The sequence below is a fragment of the Azorhizobium caulinodans ORS 571 genome (assembly GCF_000010525.1).
GTDB lineage: Bacteria > Pseudomonadota > Alphaproteobacteria > Rhizobiales > Xanthobacteraceae > Azorhizobium > Azorhizobium caulinodans.
This window is the reverse complement of record NC_009937.1, coordinates 95,141-111,530: the sequence shown is the minus strand read 5'-3', so window position 1 is coordinate 111,530 and position 16,390 is coordinate 95,141. Positions and strand designations below refer to the sequence as shown.

Annotated in this window: 18 protein-coding genes; 12 read left to right on the top strand and 6 right to left on the bottom strand. The window is 68.8% G+C overall.

The features are described from left to right. Positions 1-172: 172 nt before the first annotated feature. The 3 genes from AZC_RS25645 (at position 173) to AZC_RS00465 (ending at position 2,510) form a co-directional block, all read left to right on the top strand. Positions 173-1,159 (top strand): LolA family protein, encoded by a 987-nt coding sequence (locus tag AZC_RS25645; RefSeq protein ID WP_158304086.1) that lies wholly within the window; start codon positions 173-175, stop codon positions 1,157-1,159. A gap of 40 nt (positions 1,160-1,199) precedes the next feature. After that, entirely contained in the window at positions 1,200-1,595 is a 396-nt protein-coding gene (locus AZC_RS00470) for a GFA family protein (RefSeq protein WP_012168625.1), read from the top strand. Between the two features lie 90 nt (positions 1,596-1,685). Continuing rightward, positions 1,686-2,510: an exodeoxyribonuclease III gene (locus AZC_RS00465; RefSeq protein WP_043879862.1), complete on the top strand. Its 825-nt coding sequence runs from the start codon at positions 1,686-1,688 to the stop codon at positions 2,508-2,510. A gap of 21 nt (positions 2,511-2,531) precedes the next feature. On the opposite strand, the gene AZC_RS00460 is transcribed toward AZC_RS00465, so the two are convergent. The 3 genes from AZC_RS00460 to AZC_RS00450 all read right to left on the bottom strand — a co-directional run bounded on the left by AZC_RS00460 (position 2,532) and on the right by AZC_RS00450 (position 4,231). After that, entirely contained in the window at positions 2,532-2,969 is a 438-nt protein-coding gene (locus AZC_RS00460) for a DUF2267 domain-containing protein (protein WP_012168623.1), read from the bottom strand. 14 nt (positions 2,970-2,983) lie between these two features. Then, entirely contained in the window at positions 2,984-3,466 is a 483-nt protein-coding gene (locus AZC_RS00455; RefSeq protein ID WP_012168622.1) for a cyclic nucleotide-binding domain-containing protein, read from the bottom strand. 78 nt (positions 3,467-3,544) lie between these two features. After that, positions 3,545-4,231: a response regulator transcription factor gene (locus AZC_RS00450; protein WP_012168621.1), complete on the bottom strand. Its 687-nt coding sequence runs from the start codon at positions 4,229-4,231 to the stop codon at positions 3,545-3,547. A 128-nt stretch (positions 4,232-4,359) separates the two neighbouring features. On the opposite strand from AZC_RS00450, the gene AZC_RS00445 reads away from it, so the two are divergent. The 3 genes from AZC_RS00445 to AZC_RS00435 all read left to right on the top strand — a co-directional run bounded on the left by AZC_RS00445 (position 4,360) and on the right by AZC_RS00435 (position 6,763). Then, a complete protein-coding gene (locus AZC_RS00445) occupies positions 4,360-4,899 on the top strand; it encodes a L,D-transpeptidase family protein (protein WP_012168620.1) in 540 nt (179 codons plus the stop codon). Between the two features lie 341 nt (positions 4,900-5,240). Continuing rightward, on the top strand, positions 5,241-5,882 hold the full coding sequence (locus AZC_RS00440) for a hypothetical protein (protein WP_043878704.1): 642 nt from the start codon (positions 5,241-5,243) through the stop codon (positions 5,880-5,882). A gap of 149 nt (positions 5,883-6,031) precedes the next feature. After that, positions 6,032-6,763, top strand: coding sequence for a thioesterase domain-containing protein (locus AZC_RS00435; RefSeq protein WP_052285815.1), 732 nt, complete (start codon positions 6,032-6,034; stop codon positions 6,761-6,763). 14 nt (positions 6,764-6,777) lie between these two features. Here AZC_RS00435 and AZC_RS24185 read toward each other — a convergent pair whose 3' ends face one another. From AZC_RS24185 to AZC_RS00420, 3 genes are all read right to left on the bottom strand, one after another. Beyond that, complete coding sequence (locus AZC_RS24185; protein ID WP_052285814.1) at positions 6,778-7,086, bottom strand: AzlD family protein; 309 nt, start codon at positions 7,084-7,086, stop codon at positions 6,778-6,780. Further along, the gene (locus tag AZC_RS00425; RefSeq protein WP_012168616.1) at positions 7,073-7,789 is read right to left on the bottom strand and encodes an AzlC family ABC transporter permease; all 717 of its coding nucleotides are present in this window, start codon (positions 7,787-7,789) and stop codon (positions 7,073-7,075) included. The genes AZC_RS24185 and AZC_RS00425 overlap by 14 nt, the downstream gene beginning before the upstream one ends. Before the next feature lie 65 nt (positions 7,790-7,854). Beyond that, positions 7,855-8,790 carry a LysR family transcriptional regulator gene (locus AZC_RS00420; RefSeq protein ID WP_012168615.1) on the bottom strand — a complete coding sequence of 312 codons (936 nt, stop codon included), beginning with the start codon at positions 8,788-8,790 and terminating at the stop codon, positions 7,855-7,857. A 161-nt stretch (positions 8,791-8,951) separates the two neighbouring features. Here AZC_RS00420 and AZC_RS00415 point away from each other — a divergent pair, with 161 nt between their 5' ends. The 6 genes from AZC_RS00415 to aceB all read left to right on the top strand — a co-directional run bounded on the left by AZC_RS00415 (position 8,952) and on the right by aceB (position 16,280). After that, on the top strand, positions 8,952-10,445 hold the full coding sequence (locus AZC_RS00415; protein ID WP_043878702.1) for an FAD-linked oxidase C-terminal domain-containing protein: 1,494 nt from the start codon (positions 8,952-8,954) through the stop codon (positions 10,443-10,445). Positions 10,446-10,460: 15 nt separating this feature from the next. Then, positions 10,461-11,672, top strand: a complete 1,212-nt coding sequence (gene glcE, locus AZC_RS00410) for a glycolate oxidase subunit GlcE (RefSeq protein ID WP_012168613.1) — start codon at positions 10,461-10,463, stop codon at positions 11,670-11,672. 251 nt (positions 11,673-11,923) lie between these two features. After that, on the top strand, positions 11,924-12,544 hold the full coding sequence (locus AZC_RS00405) for an endonuclease domain-containing protein (protein WP_070096994.1): 621 nt from the start codon (positions 11,924-11,926) through the stop codon (positions 12,542-12,544). Further along, positions 12,541-13,866: a glycolate oxidase subunit GlcF gene (glcF, locus tag AZC_RS00400; protein WP_012168611.1), complete on the top strand. Its 1,326-nt coding sequence runs from the start codon at positions 12,541-12,543 to the stop codon at positions 13,864-13,866. Before AZC_RS00405 ends, glcF begins: the two co-directional genes overlap by 4 nt. A 118-nt stretch (positions 13,867-13,984) precedes the next feature. Further along, positions 13,985-14,623 (top strand): thiamine phosphate synthase, encoded by a 639-nt coding sequence (thiE, locus tag AZC_RS00395; protein ID WP_043878701.1) that lies wholly within the window; start codon positions 13,985-13,987, stop codon positions 14,621-14,623. A 58-nt stretch (positions 14,624-14,681) separates the two neighbouring features. Further along, the gene (gene aceB / locus AZC_RS00390; RefSeq protein WP_012168609.1) at positions 14,682-16,280 is read left to right on the top strand and encodes a malate synthase A; all 1,599 of its coding nucleotides are present in this window, start codon (positions 14,682-14,684) and stop codon (positions 16,278-16,280) included. The last annotated feature ends 110 nt before the right edge of the window (positions 16,281-16,390 follow it).

Sequence of the window (16,390 nt, the reverse complement as noted above, 5' to 3'; positions counted from 1 at the left end):
CGGCTGCCCGGCCGATGAAAAGCGGGGTGCGGATGCGGGTCCGGCAGGTTAATGAGAACGAGACTGCTTCGCCCCGGGACGGCCTGTGACCGCCGCCGGGGTGCCAGAGAAAGAGACGTATAAGCGGGGATATGCGCGAGAGCGTGATTCGCGCTGCTGCCGGAAGTGGATGATGCCCCGCCTGTTTCCTCTCCTCGCGTTCCTGACGGTCACGGCAGCGGCACCCGCGGCCCTGGCGCAGGGCGTGCTGCTGCCCCCCGGAGAGGTACCCAATGCCAGCGGCGGCGTGTCGGGCGCCGATCTGTTCTCGCCCCAGCCCATCGCGCCGCAGATGACTCCGCGGCAGCTGACGCCGCCGCAGCCGACGGCCCCGCAACAGATCCCGCCTTCCGCAGCGCCGCGGCCGGCGACCGCCCAGCCGGCACCGAGCGCGGCGCCCCCTGCCCCCGCCGCTCAGGCCGCCCCCGCGACACCGCCGGCGTCCGCGCCACTGCCGCAGCAGCGCCCGGCCTCGGCCAACCAGCCACGCCCGCCCGCCGCAGCGCAGGCTCCGGCCGCAGCTCCCACCTCGCCCCGCGTGGCGCCCCCCGCGCAGGCCCAGCAGGCGCTGCCGCAGGCCGGACAGCAGGGCCAGATCGAGCGCGCCAGCCCGGCGACCATCGAGAAGCTGACCACCTACTGGAATTCGGTGCAGACGCTGGTCGGCACCTTCGTGCAGGTGGATGCGGACGGCACCCGCAAGACCGGCGACTTCTACATGCAGAAGCCCGGCCGGGTGCGGTTCGAGTACAATCCGCCGACCCAGATCCAGCTCATCTCCAACGGCCAGAACGTCGCGGTGCGCGACAGGCGCCTGAACACGCAGGACCTTACGCCGCTGAATCAGACGCCGCTGCGCTTCATCCTCGCCGAGCGCATCGATCTCACGCGCAACTCCAACGTGCTGGGCGTCTATCAGGACAATCTCTACATCCAGGTCATCATGCAGGAGAGCGTGCCGATGATGGGCACCTACCGCCTGCAGATCCTGTTCGATGCCAAGGACTTCCAACTGCGGCAGTGGACTGTGACCGATCCGCAGGGTTACGACACCTCGGTCGCCATCTACGATCTCAACTACACCCAGCGGCCGGACCCGAGCCTGTTCGTCATCAACTGACGGATGCTCCGGCTGCGGCCTGAGGTCTGAGGAACAAGCCATGGCCTTCAGGGGCAGTTGCCAGTGCGGAACCGTGCGCTACGAGGTGGCGCGGCTGCATTCCGACATCGTGCATTGCCACTGCCAGACCTGCCGCAAGACGCACGCCGCCGACCACATCTCCACGGCCCGCGTGCTGCGGGAGGACTTTCGCTGGCTGGACGGGCAGGACCGCCTGACCGCCTTTGAATCCTCGCCGGGCAAGCTCCGGCTGTTCTGCTCGCTCTGCGGATCGCATCTTGTGGCCGACCGGGCGGAGCAGCCATTCGTCATCGTGCGCGTCGGCACCCTCGACGACGATCCCGGCACCCGACCCGTCCTCCACATCTGGGCCTCCCACCGGGTGCCATGGTTGGCGGACGGGGACGACGCGCCCTATTATGACGAGGTGCCCTGAGCGCATCGTTCCTGCCCTTCCCCGGGGCGCGCGGAACATGCCGTGGCGGGCATCCTCACCTGCCTCCTCCTCCCGCCTGCGGTTGCTGCCTTGTCCCTCACCGTCTGCACCTGGAACATCAATTCCGTCCGCATCCGCCTCGACATCGTGAAAGAGACGGTGGAGCGCCTGAAGCCGGATGTGCTCTGCCTCCAGGAGACCAAGTGCCAGGACGACAAGTTCCCGCTCGCCGCCATCCGGGAGCTGGGCTTTCCGCACATCGCGCTGAACGGGCAAAAGGGCTGGCACGGGGTCGCGACCTTCTCCAAGCGGCCGTTCGATGCCATCGAGAAGCAGGAATTCTGCGGCAAGGGCGATGCCCGCCATATCGCGGTGACGCTGGGCGGTGCAGGCGGGCTCTCGGCGCCCGTCACCATCCATAATTTCTACATCCCCGCCGGCGGCGACGAGCCGAACCCGGAGGTGAATCCCAAGTTCGCCCACAAGCTTGCGTTCCTCGACGAGGCCATCGCCTGGGAGAAGCTCACCGAGGCGGGACGCCCGGCCGGCGCCCACGCCATTCTCGTCGGCGACCTCAACATCGCGCCGCTCGAAACCGACGTCTGGAACCACAAGCAGTTGCTCTCCGTGGTCAGCCACACACCGGTTGAGGTGGACCTGCTGACCCGCTTCCAGGCGGCGGGGCCGTGGATCGACGTGATGCGTGAATTCGTGCCGCCCACCGAGAAGCTCTTCACCTGGTGGAGCTACCGCTCGCCGGACCACACGGTGAACGACCGGGGCCGCCGGCTCGACCATGTCTGGACGAGCCGCAGCCTCGCCGGAAAGGCGAAGGCCATGACGGTGCTGAAGGAAGCCCGCTCGTGGGAAAAGCCCTCCGACCACGTGCCCGTGGCGGTGACGTTCGAGGTCTGAGCCTTCGGGCGCACGACGCGCTCAGGTCCGCTCGGGATCGGCCACGTGCCAGAAGGCGGCCGCCCCTTCGGGCAAGCGCGCCAGAACTGCCTTGAACTTGGCCATGTCCACGTGCCGCCGCAGCGCCGTCGCGACGTCGGTGATGGAAGCCGCGGTCGCGAAATTGTGGTGGGGGCGCAGGGCCTGCACCTCGCGCGCGAGCGTTTCGCGGTCGGTGAAGGGGACAGGGGGCACCGTCGTGTCCCAGTCGGCGATGAAGATGGCCCGCAGCACTGGCGGCAGCACCTGAGCGAAACGGATCGCCTGATGCACATCGAGCCGGCGCCGGAAGGTGAGCAGCACGCTCTGGACCACCGTGTAGGTCTGGTTGCGGGTGCCGAGACCCGCGGTGTCCCGCGCATCGGCAAGGAAACGCTCGAATTCCTCCGAGGCGTGCTGATATTCCATGGGCATGGGCATGGCGGCGCCTCCCGTCAGCCCTTGCGGGCGGGCGGACGCACCGGCGTCTCCAGCTTGTCGCGCAGGCCGTCGAGGGAGCGCAGCACGGTCTCGACCCGCTGGGCGATCAGCTTGCGCAGTTCCACGGCCGCCTCCGGGAAGCTTTCCAGCACCCGCAGAAAGGTGGTGCGCGGAATGCGCAGCACGGTGGCGGCATCGATCGCCACCGCATCGGCCGGGCGCGGGCGTTCGAGGATCAGCGCCATCTCGCCCACAAGGCCGCCGGGCGTCACCTCCAGCCGCTGGGCGCGCCTGTCGCCCTTGGCGGTGAACACCTCGATGCGGCCGGTGCGCACCACATAGCCGCAGTCCGCCGGCTCTCCCGCCCGGAACAGCACTTCGCCCGGCGACAGACGACGCTCCTCCACGCTGATGGCAAGGGCGCGCAGAGCCTCCGCCGAGAGCGCCCGGAAGGTGGGTACGCTCTGGAGCAGCACCACATCCTGGTCGAGGCTCACGCGGGGCTCCTGAACTTGGACCGCCGCAACGGCGGGCCGGGATGGCGGATGGATGCCCGCGGCCGAAGCCGCAGGCGATCAGGGAACGAGCTTGTAGCCGCCCGCCTGCGTCGCCAGCAGGGTCGGGTTGGACGGATCGGGCTCGATCTTCTGGCGCAGGCGGTAGATATGGGTCTCCAGCGTGTGGGTGGTGACGCCGGAATTGTAGCCCCACACTTCCTGCAGCAGCGTCTCGCGCGCTACCGGTGTTTTGCCGGCGCGATAGAGATAGCGCAGGATCGCCGTCTCCTTCTCGGTGAGGCGGATCTTCGAGCCGCGATCGGTGAGCAGCATCTTGGCGCCGGGCCGGAAGGAATACGGGCCGATGGCGAAGACCGCGTCCTCGCTCGCCTCATGGCTGCGCATCTGGGCGCGCAGGCGCGCCAGCAGCACGGCGAAGCGGAAGGGCTTCGTCACATAGTCATTGGCGCCGGCATCGAGGCCGAGGATGGTGTCGCTGTCGGTGTCATGGCCAGTCAGCATGATGACCGGGGCCTTGAATCCGTTCTTGCGCATCTGGCGCACGGCATCGCGCCCGTCCATGTCCGGCAGGCCCACGTCCATGAGCACGAGATCGATGGCGCCGTTCTTGGCGGCCTCCAGCGCGTCCTGCGCCGTACCGGCGGAGACGGTCTCGAACTCCTCCTGCAGCGCCAGCTGCTCGATCAGCGCCTCGCGCAGTTCCGGGTCATCCTCGACCACCAGAATCTTCCACGCATTCGCCATGCAAACCTCCGTAACCCTGTGCGCCCTATTTCGGGCTTGCGGGCACGCGAATCGCGCAAGTACATCACGCTCGGGGATTCGCGCAAACTTGCCCAGCGAAACTGGGCGCTCGCGGTATTTAGGTAAATATGACCCGGCAGCTTCCTGTGGGGATCGCGACGATCACGGTGCGGCGCCGTCCGGGCTGCCGCCACCAGGGCGTGCTCACGGTGGCGGGCCGCGCCATTCCCGTGGCGCTGGGTCGCAGTGGGATCGGGTGTGACAAGCGCGAGGGCGACGGGCGAACCCCTGCGGGGGTCTGGCATCCGGTCCGGGTGCTCTATCGTGCCGACCGCGTGACGCGGCCAGCGACCTCTCTCCCGGTCGCGGCGATCCGTCCCGACGACGGCTGGTGCGACGCGCCCGAGGACCGGCGCTACAATCGCCCGGTCGAGCTGCCCTTTCCGGCGTCCCACGAACGCCTGTGGCGCGATGATCGGCTCTATGACCTCCTGCTCGTGATCGACCACAACACCCGCCCCCGGGTGAAGGGACGGGGCTCGGCAGTGTTCATCCATCTCGCGCGGCCCGGCTACCGGCCCACGGAAGGATGCGTCGCGCTCAAGCCCGCCGACCTCTCACGCCTCCTTACAAGGCTTGATGCCCGGACGCGCATCATCATTTCGTGACGGCACCGTTTCGGCCCCGCCGTTCTTTTCACGCACGAAATTCGGATGATATAAGCCGGTAACCGCATCAAGCGGCGCCCGGGATCACCCACCTGTCCGCTCGGACTTGGTTGGCGTGGTCCACCACAGAGCTACGGCATCGGATGTCTCCGGGGAGCGTTCCGCCTTCCGGTCCGGTACCCTAGCGGCGCAACAGGACGCGGCAGCGCCGCGACGGGGCCTCCCCGCCGTGCGTGCCAGCCGCGCGACACAGGGATGAGCCCGCCCATGGCGCAGATCGCGACCGCCGTCCGTCACGGACGGTCCCCTTGCCGTTGCCTCCCCTCCCCCCTGATACGCCCATGAGCACCGCGGTCGGCCCGCTGCGCAATCGCGTCGATCCGTTCGGCGACATTGCCGCCCATCCCGCCCGCGGCCTGCTGATGGGCAACCGGGGCGGACGCATCCACGATCCCGGCACCCGCACCCTCACCGGGCGCGCCTGGGTGTCGCGGCAGTGGATCTGCTGCGCCCTCACCTTCCGCGACCGCCGCCGGGCGGTGATGGGCGAGGGCTATACGGAACTCTTCTTCCTCGACGAGGTGGTGGCCTTCGCCGCCGGCCATCGCCCCTGCTTCCAGTGCCGGCGGGTGGCCGCGGATGCCTTCTCCGCGGCCTGGGCCAAGGGTGAGGGCCGTTTGCCGCCGGGCGCCGGCGAGATGGACCGCCGGCTGCATGCGGAGCGCCTCGATGGCACCCGCCGCCGCAAGCATCCCCGCCGGCTCGGCGACTTGCCGGACGGCGCGGTGTTCGCCGGCGAGGACGGCCCGGTTGCGGTGAAGGACGGCCGCCTGCTGCGGTTCAGCTTCGCGGGCTGGGCACCGCTCCACGGCGGGCCGGGCCTGGATGCGACCGTGCCGACGCTGACGCCGCCCTCCGTGCTGACCGCGCTGGCGGCGGGATACCAGCCGCTCTGGCACCCCACCGCCCAGCACCGGCCGTGAGGGCAGTTCCCTGACGGGTGATGCAGCGGCGCCACGCTGAGCTTGAAAAGTTGCCGGACGGCCTGCGGTCCCTGGATCGCAGGCCAAGCTTTGGCGTTGCTCCCGGCAACAAATCCCGTCAGAAACGACGGAGACATGACGGTGAGCCTATGACGTTCCGCTTCGGTTTTGCGTCCCTGCGCGTGTTCGCCTGCGCCCTCGCGGCGCTCGTCCTCTCGATGGCCATGGCCGGAAGCGCCAGTGCGCAGACCGGGCCGCGCGTCTATCTCATGCGCGGGCTTGCGAACGTCTTCTCCACCGGGCTCGACGACCTCGCTTCCAAGATGCAGGCCAAGGGCATCTGGGCGCAGGTCTATGAATATGGCCAGTGGCAGCAGCTCGCGGATGACGCGGTGTCCTGGTCGCGCGCCCACAACAAAGCGCCGGTGGTCATCATCGGCCATTCGCTCGGCGCCGATTCCGCCATCGAGATGGCCGAGCGGATGACCGCCATGGGCATTCCGCCCCGCCTCGTCGTCACCTTCGATCCGGTGGGCGTGACGCAGATCGGCCGCTCGGGCGGGCGCTTCGTGAACTACTACCAGTCGCACAACGGCTTCGGCAAAATGCTGACCACCGGCCCCGGCTTCTCCGGCACGCTGTCGAACCGCAGCCAGGATGCCGCCGCCGCGCAGGGCATCGATCATTTCAACATCGAGAAGGCGGACTACCTGCACCAGCAGGTGATCACCATGGTCCGGGCTCTGGGCAGCCGGCCGAAGCCGCGTCCAGCGCCGGCGCCCGCCATGGCCACGCCTGCGGTTCCCGCGCCCTCCGCGACGCCGGCCTCCGCCCCCGCGAGCGTGCCCGCCGCCTCCACCGCCAGCGCCACCGCGCACTGAGGCAGCGTCGGGGCTCAGCCCATCCAGGCCCGGATCCCGACGCCCACCGCCATCGCCGCCAGAACGGCGATGAAGTCGCTGCGTGTGATCTTCGTCACCACATAGGCCGCTGCGAGACCCGCCGCCATGGCGAGATCGCCATGGGCAACCGTCGGCGCGATGAGCGCCACCAGCACCGCACCCGGCAGGCAATCGATGATCTTGCGCACGCGCGGGGTCAGCGGGATCAGCCGCATGAGGAAGAAGCCGCTCGCCCGGTTGAAGGCGGTGGCGAGCGCCATCACCACGATGGCGAGGACCGTCTGCGGATCAACGCTTGTCATCGGCGAAGCCTCCCGCGACCGCGCCCGCCACGGCGCCGATGACGATGAACCACCAGCCCGGCAGCAGGAAGGATGCGCCGACCGAGACGGCGGCGGCGACGCCCCAGGTCACGGCCTCGCGGCGGCCCTTCCAGTTCGGCACCAGCATGGCGACGAAGAAGGCCGGCACCACCACGTCGATGGCGAACTTCTTCGGGTCCGGCAGGCCGCCGCCGATCACCTGTCCCGCCGCCGTGGAAGCCACCCAGACAAACCAGGTGATGATGCCAGAGCCGATGAAGAAACCGGCATCGCTGCCCCCGTTCGCCCGGTAGCGCATGGCGGCCGCCCAATTGTTATCGGCCATCAGCAGCAGCGAGGGATAGGCCTTCCAGCCCGGAAGCTGGCCGAGCCACGGGCGCATGGAGGCGGACATGAGGAAGTGCCGCATGTTCACCGCCATGGTGAGGAAGGCGAGCGCCAGCAGGCCGCCCGGCGTCCAGGTCTTCGTCCAGCCTTCCAGCGCCACCATCTGGGCGAGACCGGCGAAGACGAGTCCGCTGGAGAGCGAGGCTTCCAGCAGAGAGAAGCCCTTCTGCGCGGCGGCGGCGCCGAAGGCCATGCCGAACAGCACGAGCCCCGGCATCAGCGGGATCATGACGCGGGCGCCTTCCATCATGCCATGGGCCGTGACGGAGACGTGATCTTTCGGGGAATGGGGCATGGATGTCCGGCGGGATGTTCCTTGGGGTTATGCCGAAGGCACAACGCCGCGCCAACCCGATTTCGTCAGGCGCCCGTCTGCGGCTCGAACAGATGTTCAAGCCCCGCATCCCACGGCGGCACGGAGCCGTAGAGCTGGGCGAGGTGATCGATGAAGACGCGGACCTTCTGCGGCAGGAAGCGGCGGGAGGGATAGACCGCATAGACGCCCACCCGGTGCGAGGCGCGATAGGCCGGCAGCACCACCTGAAGCGCACCGCTGTTCAGCTCCGGCCCCACGTCCCAGGTGGAGCGCAGGGCGATGCCCACGCCCGCCAGCACCGCCTCGCGCACCACCTCGTTGGAATTGGTGCGCAGCGGACTGTGGACGCGCTGCGTCACTGGCCCGTCCGGCCCCTGCAGCCGCCAGGGGTCCTGCCCGTGGGTGGCGAGCAGCACATGGTCCGCCAGATCCGCGAAGGTCTTGGGCATCCCTGCGCGGGCGAGATAGGCCGGCGTCGCACACAGCACCCGGTGGACCGGCGCAAGGCGCCGGGCGACGAGGCTCGAATCTGTGAGGTCCGCGATGCGGATGGCGATGTCGAAACCGTCGCCCACGATGTCCACGAAGGCGTCGGAGAGTTCGAGGTCCACCGTCAGCTCGGGATTGGCGTCAAGCAGCGGGCCGAGATGAGGCGCGATGTGCAGCCGGCCGAAGGAGGTGGGTGCCGACACGCGCAACAGCCCCCGCGCCTCGGACGAGCGGCGGGCGAGCTGGCTCTCTGCCTCCTCCACGGACGCGAGGATGGCCACCACCCGGTCATAGAAGCCCTGCCCCGCTTCGGTGAGCGTGACCTTGCGCGTGGTGCGCTGGAACAGGCGCGTGCCGAGCCGCTCCTCCAGCCGCTGCACGCGCTTAGACACCACGGGCGGCGAGAGGCCCAGCTCGCGCCCTGCCGCCGAGAGACCGCCAGCGGTGACGATGCGGGCGAAGATTTCGAGATCGCCGAGATTGCCGATCATCGGTCGCACCTCGGGCGAGGAACGGCGGGTTGCGGTGGTGTCTCGGCGGATTGTTTCCATGGCGCTATTTATTTTAGCCGCTGCGGCAATAATCAATGCCGGATTTTCGCATCGAAACGATTATAGTCGCGGCAACGAGAACCATTCTAGGGACGACCGCCATGACGGGCCTCAGGCTTCCGGAAGCGGACGCGAGCGTGCTGGCACGCCGGGACGAGATCATCACCGCGCTGCGCGCCATCGTGCCGGGAGAAGGCGTCATCGATCGCGAGCGGGAGATGCGTCCTTATGAATCGGACGCGCTGACCGCCTATCGCCAGCTTCCCCTCGTGGTGGTGCTGCCCTCCAATACGCAGCAGGTCTCACAGGTGCTGCGCTATTGCCACGAGAACAACATCCGCGTGGTGCCGCGCGGGGCTGGCACCTCCCTCTCCGGCGGCGCGCTGCCGCTTCAGGATGCGGTGCTGCTCGGCATGGGCAAGTTCAACCGCGTGCTGGACATCGACTTTCCCAACCGCTGCGCGGTGGTGCAGCCGGGCGTCACCAACCTCGGCATCACGAAAGCCGTAGAGCATGAGGGCTTCTATTACGCCCCCGACCCCTCCTCGCAGATCGCCTGCACCATCGGCGGCAATGTGGGCGAGAATTCCGGCGGCGTGCACTGCCTGAAATACGGCCTCACCACCAACAATGTGCTGGGCGTCGAGCTGGCGCTCATCACCGGCGAGATCGTGCGTCTCGGCGGCAAGCATCTGGACGCGGGTGGCCTCGACCTGCTCAGCGTCGTCATCGGCTCGGAAGGGCTGCTGGGCGTCGTCACCGAAGTCACCGTCCGCCTGCTCAAGAAGCCGGACACGGCGCGCGCCGTGCTGGTGGGCTTTCCCACCTCCGAGGATGCGGGCGAATGCGTGGCCCGCACCATCGCCGCCGGCATCATCCCCGCCGGCATCGAGATGATGGACAAGGACGCTATCGCCGCCGCCGAAGCCTTCGTGAAGGTGGGCTATCCGCTCGATGTGGAAGCCCTGCTCATCATCGAGCTGGACGGACCGGAAGCGGAATGCGCGCACCTGCTGGAAGAGGTCGCCGCCATCGCGCGCGGCTGCAACGCCTCCACCTTGCGCGTGTCGCAGACGGAAGAGGAGCGCATGGGCTTCTGGGCCGGGCGCAAGGCCGCCTTCCCGGCGGTGGGGCGCATCTCGCCGGACTATCTCTGCATGGACGGCACCATCCCGCGCAAGGCACTGCCGCTGGTGCTCTCGCGGATGCGCGAACTCTCCGAAAAACACGGCCTCAAGTGCGCCAACGTCTTCCACGCGGGCGACGGCAATCTGCACCCGCTCATCCTCTATGACGCGAACAAGGGCGAGATGGACGCGGCCGAGGCCTTCGGCGCCGATATCCTGCGCCTGTGCGTGGAGGTGGGCGGCGTGCTCACCGGCGAGCATGGCGTGGGCATCGAGAAGCGCGACCTGATGCCGGAGATGTTCGACGAGGTGGACCTGGCCCACCAGCAGCGTCTGAAATGCGCCTTCGACCCGGAAAGCCTGCTCAATCCGGGCAAGGTGTTCCCCACGCTGCACCGCTGCGCCGAGCTGGGCCGGATGCATGTGGCGGGCGGCGCGCTGCCCTTCCCCGACCTTCCCCGTTTCTGACGCCGTGGGCGCATCATGACCGACATTCTCACCGTGGCGGACGAAGCCGGCCTCGTGGAGGCCGTGCGCTCGGCGCTGGAAGCCCGCAAGACGCTGGAGGTCGCCGGGCGCGGCTCCAAACGCGGCCTCGGCCGGCCGACGCAGACGGACGCGACGCTCGATCTGTCCCGCATGTCCGGTGTCACGCTCTATGAGCCGGAGGAACTCATCCTCTCCGCGAGGGGCGGCACCCCCATAGCCGAGATCGAGGCGCTGATCGCCGCGCGCGGCCAGATGCTGGCCTTCGAGCCCATGGATTACGGTCCGCTGCTCGGCACGGCACCGGGGCACGGCTCGCTCGGCGGCGTCTTCGCCTGCAATCTCGCCGGCCCCCGGCGCATCAGCCATGGCGCAGCGCGCGACCATGCGCTGGGCGCGCGCGCCGTCTCCGGCCGGGCGGAGGCCTTCAAGTCCGGCGGCCGGGTGGTGAAGAATGTGACCGGCTACGATCTGCCGCGCCTCCTCACCGGCTCCTTCGGCACGCTGGCGGTCTTGAGTGAACTCACGCTCAAGGTGCTGCCCCGCCCACCCCTGGCGGAAACGGTGATCCTGCCCGGCGTGCCGCCGGAGGCCGCCGCCCGCGCCATGAGCGCGGCCATGGGCTCCTCCTGTGAAGTGTCCGGCGCGGCCTATCTGCCCGTGCCCGTCTCCGGCCGCATCCCGGAACTCGGCACGGACGGGCCTGCGGTGGCGTTGCGGCTGGAGGGTTTCGAGCCCTCGGTGAAGGCCCGGCGGGCCATGCTCATCGCCGTGCTTCAGCCCTTCGGCGGCGTCGAGGTGGCGGAAGGGGACGCCTCCGCCCGCCTCTGGGCGGCGGTGCGCGATGCGCTGCCTTTCGCAGGCACTGGCGAGCGGGCCGTCTGGCGCCTCTCCACCGCCCCGGCCTCCGGCCCCCTTCTGGCGGCGGAGCTGGCCGGCGACCTTGGGGCCGATACCTTCTGCGACTGGGCCGGCGGCCTCGTCTGGCTGCTGCTGCCGGGCGAAGCCTCGCACGCCGACGAGGTCCGAACCGCCCTCGCCCGCCACGGTGGCCATGCCACCCTCGTGCGCGGGACGGCGGCGGAGCGCGCGAGCGTCCCCGTCTTCCAGCCTCTGGAAGCCGCCCACGATGCGCTCACCCGCCGCGTGAAGGCGAGCTTCGACCCCGTCGGCCTGCTCAACCCCGGCCGTATGCACGCGGGCATGTGATGGACGCCGCGCGCGACATGGCGGGTGCGAGGACGGCGATAGGCCGCCTGCGCCCGGCCGTTCTACCCCCCTCCCTGCCCTCCCCCGCAAGGGGGGAGGGTTCTGTCGCGCACGCGAAACCGTCCTGCTTTGAGCCACCGCGCTCCTCCCCGCGCAACGCACCCCCTCCCCCCTTGCGGGGGAGGGCTGGGGAGGGGGGTAATGCCGCTCCGACCGGGAGCACCCTCTCCGCCACCGCGCCGGAGCCCCCCATGCCCAACGAGGAGCGCCCGACCGCCCATCGCCCCATTAGCCCGCGCCTGAAGGGAAACGCCAAGGCGCTCCGCCGGGAGATGACCGACGCCGAGCTCACCCTCTGGCAGCACCTGCGCGCCCATCGCCTCGAAGGCGCGCCCTTCCGCCGTCAGGCGCCGATGGGAAGGTATGTCGCCGATTTCGTATGCCACCCGGCTCGGCTGATCGTGGAACTGGACGGCGGCCAGCATGGAGGGCCGGAGGATCAGGCCCGCGATAATTGGTTCGCGGCGCAGGGCTACGCAGTGGTGCGCTACTGGAACAACGATGTGCTCGGCAATCTTGGGGGCGTGCTGGAAGATCTTTCGGCGCGGGTGATTGAGCGGGTGAAGGTGGAGAGCGTTCTACCCCCCTCCCCGACCCTCCCCCGCAAGGGGGGAGGGGGTGATGACCTCCCGCTCCCAACCCCCAAGAGGCTAAGGGCACCTCTCCCGCCGGCGCACCGCGAACCCTCCCCCCTTGAGGGGGAGGGCAGGGAGGGGGGTAAGACGGCCGGGCCCGAGAACGCCCGCTCCGAAACGAGCCCCACCCCCATCAGAACAAGAACGCCCGCTTCCACGGGAGGCCACGCCAGATGAAGACTGAATTCTCCCTCGCGCAGCTTGCCGATCCGCACACCAGCGAGGCGGAAAAGATCCTGCGCACCTGCGTGCATTGCGGTTTCTGCACTGCCACGTGTCCCACCTATGTGCTGCTGGGGGACGAGCTCGACAGCCCGCGCGGGCGCATCTACCTCATCAAGGACATGCTCGAAAATGGCCGGCCCGCGACCGAGGAAGAGGTCAAGCATGTGGACCGCTGCCTCTCCTGCCTCTCCTGCATGACCACTTGTCCCTCCGGCGTGCATTACATGCACCTTGTGGACCATGCCCGCGCCCATATCGAGCACACCTATAAGCGGCCCTTCTTCGACCGGCTGAACCGCGCCCTGCTCGCCGCCGTGATGCCCTATCGCGGCCGGTTCCGCCTCGCGCTTGCCGGGGCCGCGCTGGCCAAGCCCTTCGCGCCGCTGTTCGATGCCGTGAAGCCGCTGAAGCCTCTCGCCGCCATGCTGCGCCTCGCGCCAGGCTTTCCGCGGGGCCGCTCGCCCAGTGAAGACCCCGGCGTCCATCCGGCCAAGGGCCCGCGCCGGGCCCGTGTGGCGCTGCTGGGCGGCTGCGCCCAGCCGGTGCTGCGGCCGGAGACGGACGAGGCCGCCATCCGCCTGCTCAACCGGCTCGGCGTCGAGGTGGTGCGGGTGGAGAAAGAGGGGTGCTGCGGCTCCCTTGTCCATCACATGGGCAAGGAGGAGCAGGGCCTTGCGCTGGCCCGCGCCAATGTGGATGCCTGGTGCGCGGAGATGGACAAAAGCGGGCTCGACGCCATCCTCGTCACCGTGTCCGGCTGCGGCACCACCATCAAAGACTATGGCCACATGCTTCGCCTTGATCCCGCTTACGCGGAGAAGGCGCGCCGTGTCTCGGCCATCGCCAGGGACATTTCGGAATATCTCGGCACCCTCGGCCTGCCGAAAGCCGAGAAGCCCATGGGCCGCAAGATCGCCTATCACGCCGCCTGCTCGCTCCAGCACGGGCAAAAGGTGAAGGGCACGCCGGTGCAGTTGCTGCGCACGGTCGGCTTCGAGGTGGCCGAGCCCTTCGAGAGTCATATCTGCTGCGGCTCGGCCGGCACCTACAACATGCTCCAGAGCGAGATCGCCGTGCAGTTGCGCGACCGGAAGGTCGCCAATCTCGGCAAGCTCGCGCCGGACATCATCGCCGCCGGAAACATCGGCTGCATGACGCAGATCGGCTCGGGCACCGATACGCCGGTGGTGCACACGGTGGAGTTGCTCGACTGGGCGACTGGCGGTCCGGTCCCGGCGGCGGTGGCTGCGGCGGGCCTTTCCGCGGCCGCGTGAATAATCCCGGCCGGATTATTGCCGGTACGGCAAAAGTCTCTTGGCCCGCCATCGCGTTTCGTGGCGGACGGCCAAGGTTTATCTCGCCTTTCACTTCGCCTCAGGCCGAGGACGTGTCATGCCCCATCCGTTCGACCTCTCCCTCTATCTCGTGACCGACCGCCGGCTGACGGCCGAGCGGGGCCTTCTCGAGACGGTCGAGGAAGCGGTGGCGGGTGGCGTCACGCTCGTGCAGTTGCGCGATCCGGAGGCGAAGGGCCGGGCGCTGGCGGAAGAAGCCCGCGCCCTCATCGGCCTGCTGCGGCCGAAGGGCATTCCCCTCATCATCAACGACCGGGTGGATGTGGCCGCCGCCGTGGGCGCCGAGGGCGTGCATCTGGGGCAGGACGACCTTGATCCCGCCGCCGCACGCGCCATCCTCGGGCCGGACGCCATCATCGGCCTCTCGGTGGGTTCGCTGGAGGAGCTGTCCGCCTCGAACCTCGGCCCGGTGGACTATGTGGGCTGCGGCCCCATCAACGCCACCGGCACCAAGGGCGATGCGGGCGGGGCCATCGGCATCGAGGGCTTCGCCTTCCTGCGCTCCCACATCGCGTTGCCCATGGTCGGCATCGGCGGGCTGAAGGCGGAGGATGCCGAAGCGGTGATGCAGGCGGGCGCGAACGGCATCGCTGTCGTTTCCGCTCTGTGCGCCGCCCCGGACGTGACCGAGGCCGCCCGCACTCTCAAGACCATCATTGAGACGTCCCGCCGCTGAGCGGCAAGTTCTGTTCCTTTCTGCGTTCCAACGACAGTCCCTCAAGGAGACCGACATCATGTCGACCCCCGCCCTTCCCTCAGGCGTCGCCATCACCGGGGCCATGGCGCCCCGCTTCGAGGAAATCCTCACCTCCGAAGCGCTGGCCTTCGTCGCCGAACTCCACCGCACCTTCAACGCCACCCGCCTCGCGCTGCTCGCCAAGCGCGCCGAGCGGCAGGCCCGCTTCGATGCCGGCGAACTGCCCGACTTCCTGCCCGAGACCAAGTCCGTCCGGGACGCCGAGTGGACCATCGCCCCGCTGCCGCAGGATCTGCTGGACCGCCGCGTGGAGATCACCGGCCCTGTCGACCGCAAGATGATCGTGAACGCGCTGAATTCCGGCGCCAAGGTCTTCATGGCGGACTTCGAGGATGCCTCGGGCCCGCAGTGGACCAACATGATCGAGGGCCAGATCAACCTGAAGGACCGCTGGGCCGGCAGGATCGACTTCCATGATCCGTCCAACGGCAAGGACTACAAGCTCGGCGCCACGCCCGCCGTGCTCATCATCCGCCCGCGCGGCTGGCACCTGCCGGAAGCACATGTGACGGTGGACGGCGAGGAAGTCTCCGGCGCCCTGTTCGACCTCGGCCTCTATGCCTTCCACAACGCCAAGGCGGCGCTGGCGCAGGGCTCCGGCCCCTATTTCTACCTGCCCAAGACCGAGAGCCATCTCGAAGCCCGGCTGTGGAACGACGTCTTCACCCTCGCCGAGACCCGCCTCGGCCTGCCGGCCAACTGCATCAAGGGCACGGTGCTCATCGAGACCCTGCCGGCCGTGTTCGAGATGGACGAGATCCTCTACGAGCTGCGCAACCATGTGGCGGGCCTCAACATCGGCCGCTGGGACTACATCTTCTCCTTCATCAAGCGCCTCGGAAAGAACGCCCGCTTCCTCACCCCGGACCGCGCCCGCATGGTGATGAGCGAGGCCTTCCTGAAGGCCTATGGCGCGCTGCTGGTGAAGACCTGCCACCGCCGCAAGGCCTTCGCCATGGGCGGCATGGCGGCGCAGATCCCGGTGAAGAACAATCCGGAAGCCAACGAGGCCGCCTTCGCCAAGGTGCGCGCGGACAAGGAGCGCGAGGCCGGTGACGGCTGCGACGGCACCTGGGTCGCCCATCCGGACCTCGTGCCGGTGGCCATGGAAGTGTTCAACCGTCTGATGCCGAACCCGAACCAGCTCGACAAGCTGCGGTCCGACGTGAGCGTGTCCCGCGACGACCTGCTCGTCGTCCATCAGGGCCCGCGCACGGAAGGCGGCCTCAGGGAGAACATCCGCGTCGGCGTGCAGTATATCGAAGCGTGGCTGCGCGGCCGCGGCGCGGTGCCGCTCTACAACCTCATGGAGGATGCGGCCACCGCCGAGATCAGCCGCGCGCAGATCTGGCAGTGGATCCACCTCTCCGCCAAGCTGGAGGACGGCCGCACGGTGACGGGCGAGCTGTTCACCAGCCTGCTCAATGACGAGATGGCCAAGCTGCGCGAGACGCTGACCCCCGCCGTCTATGACAAGGGCCGCTTCCCGGAAGCCATTAAGCTGTTCTCGGACATGACGCTGGCCGACACGTTCGAGGAATTCCTCACCCTGCCGGCCTACCGGCTGGTGGCCTGAGACCAACGTTTTCCGGGGCGGCGTCGCAGCCGCTCCGGACCCGCTTTGTTACGAAAAATTCATGCGCCGCGCCCTACCGGCGGCGTTTTCCCGTGCGCATATCCGGGTCG

What these genes read in the sequence shown, in the direction of transcription:
- AZC_RS25645 (WP_158304086.1), top strand. Translation starts at nt 173, where the DNA reads ATGCCCCGCCTGTTTCCTCTCCTCGCGTTCCTGACGGTCACGGCAGCG.
- AZC_RS00470 (WP_012168625.1), top strand. Translation starts at nt 1,200, where the DNA reads ATGGCCTTCAGGGGCAGTTGCCAGTGCGGAACCGTGCGCTACGAGGTG.
- AZC_RS00460 (WP_012168623.1), bottom strand. Translation starts at nt 2,969, where the DNA reads ATGCCCATGCCCATGGAATATCAGCACGCCTCGGAGGAATTCGAGCGT.
- AZC_RS00450 (WP_012168621.1), bottom strand. Translation starts at nt 4,231, where the DNA reads ATGGCGAATGCGTGGAAGATTCTGGTGGTCGAGGATGACCCGGAACTG.
- AZC_RS00445 (WP_012168620.1), top strand. Translation starts at nt 4,360, where the DNA reads ATGACCCGGCAGCTTCCTGTGGGGATCGCGACGATCACGGTGCGGCGC.
- AZC_RS00440 (WP_043878704.1), top strand. Translation starts at nt 5,241, where the DNA reads ATGAGCACCGCGGTCGGCCCGCTGCGCAATCGCGTCGATCCGTTCGGC.
- AZC_RS00435 (WP_052285815.1), top strand. Translation starts at nt 6,032, where the DNA reads ATGACGTTCCGCTTCGGTTTTGCGTCCCTGCGCGTGTTCGCCTGCGCC.
- AZC_RS24185 (WP_052285814.1), bottom strand. Translation starts at nt 7,086, where the DNA reads ATGACAAGCGTTGATCCGCAGACGGTCCTCGCCATCGTGGTGATGGCG.
- AZC_RS00425 (WP_012168616.1), bottom strand. Translation starts at nt 7,789, where the DNA reads ATGCCCCATTCCCCGAAAGATCACGTCTCCGTCACGGCCCATGGCATG.
- AZC_RS00420 (WP_012168615.1), bottom strand. Translation starts at nt 8,790, where the DNA reads ATGATCGGCAATCTCGGCGATCTCGAAATCTTCGCCCGCATCGTCACC.
- AZC_RS00415 (WP_043878702.1), top strand. Translation starts at nt 8,952, where the DNA reads ATGACGGGCCTCAGGCTTCCGGAAGCGGACGCGAGCGTGCTGGCACGC.
- glcE (WP_012168613.1), top strand. Translation starts at nt 10,461, where the DNA reads ATGACCGACATTCTCACCGTGGCGGACGAAGCCGGCCTCGTGGAGGCC.
- AZC_RS00405 (WP_070096994.1), top strand. Translation starts at nt 11,924, where the DNA reads ATGCCCAACGAGGAGCGCCCGACCGCCCATCGCCCCATTAGCCCGCGC.
- glcF (WP_012168611.1), top strand. Translation starts at nt 12,541, where the DNA reads ATGAAGACTGAATTCTCCCTCGCGCAGCTTGCCGATCCGCACACCAGC.
- thiE (WP_043878701.1), top strand. Translation starts at nt 13,985, where the DNA reads ATGCCCCATCCGTTCGACCTCTCCCTCTATCTCGTGACCGACCGCCGG.
- aceB (WP_012168609.1), top strand. Translation starts at nt 14,682, where the DNA reads ATGTCGACCCCCGCCCTTCCCTCAGGCGTCGCCATCACCGGGGCCATG.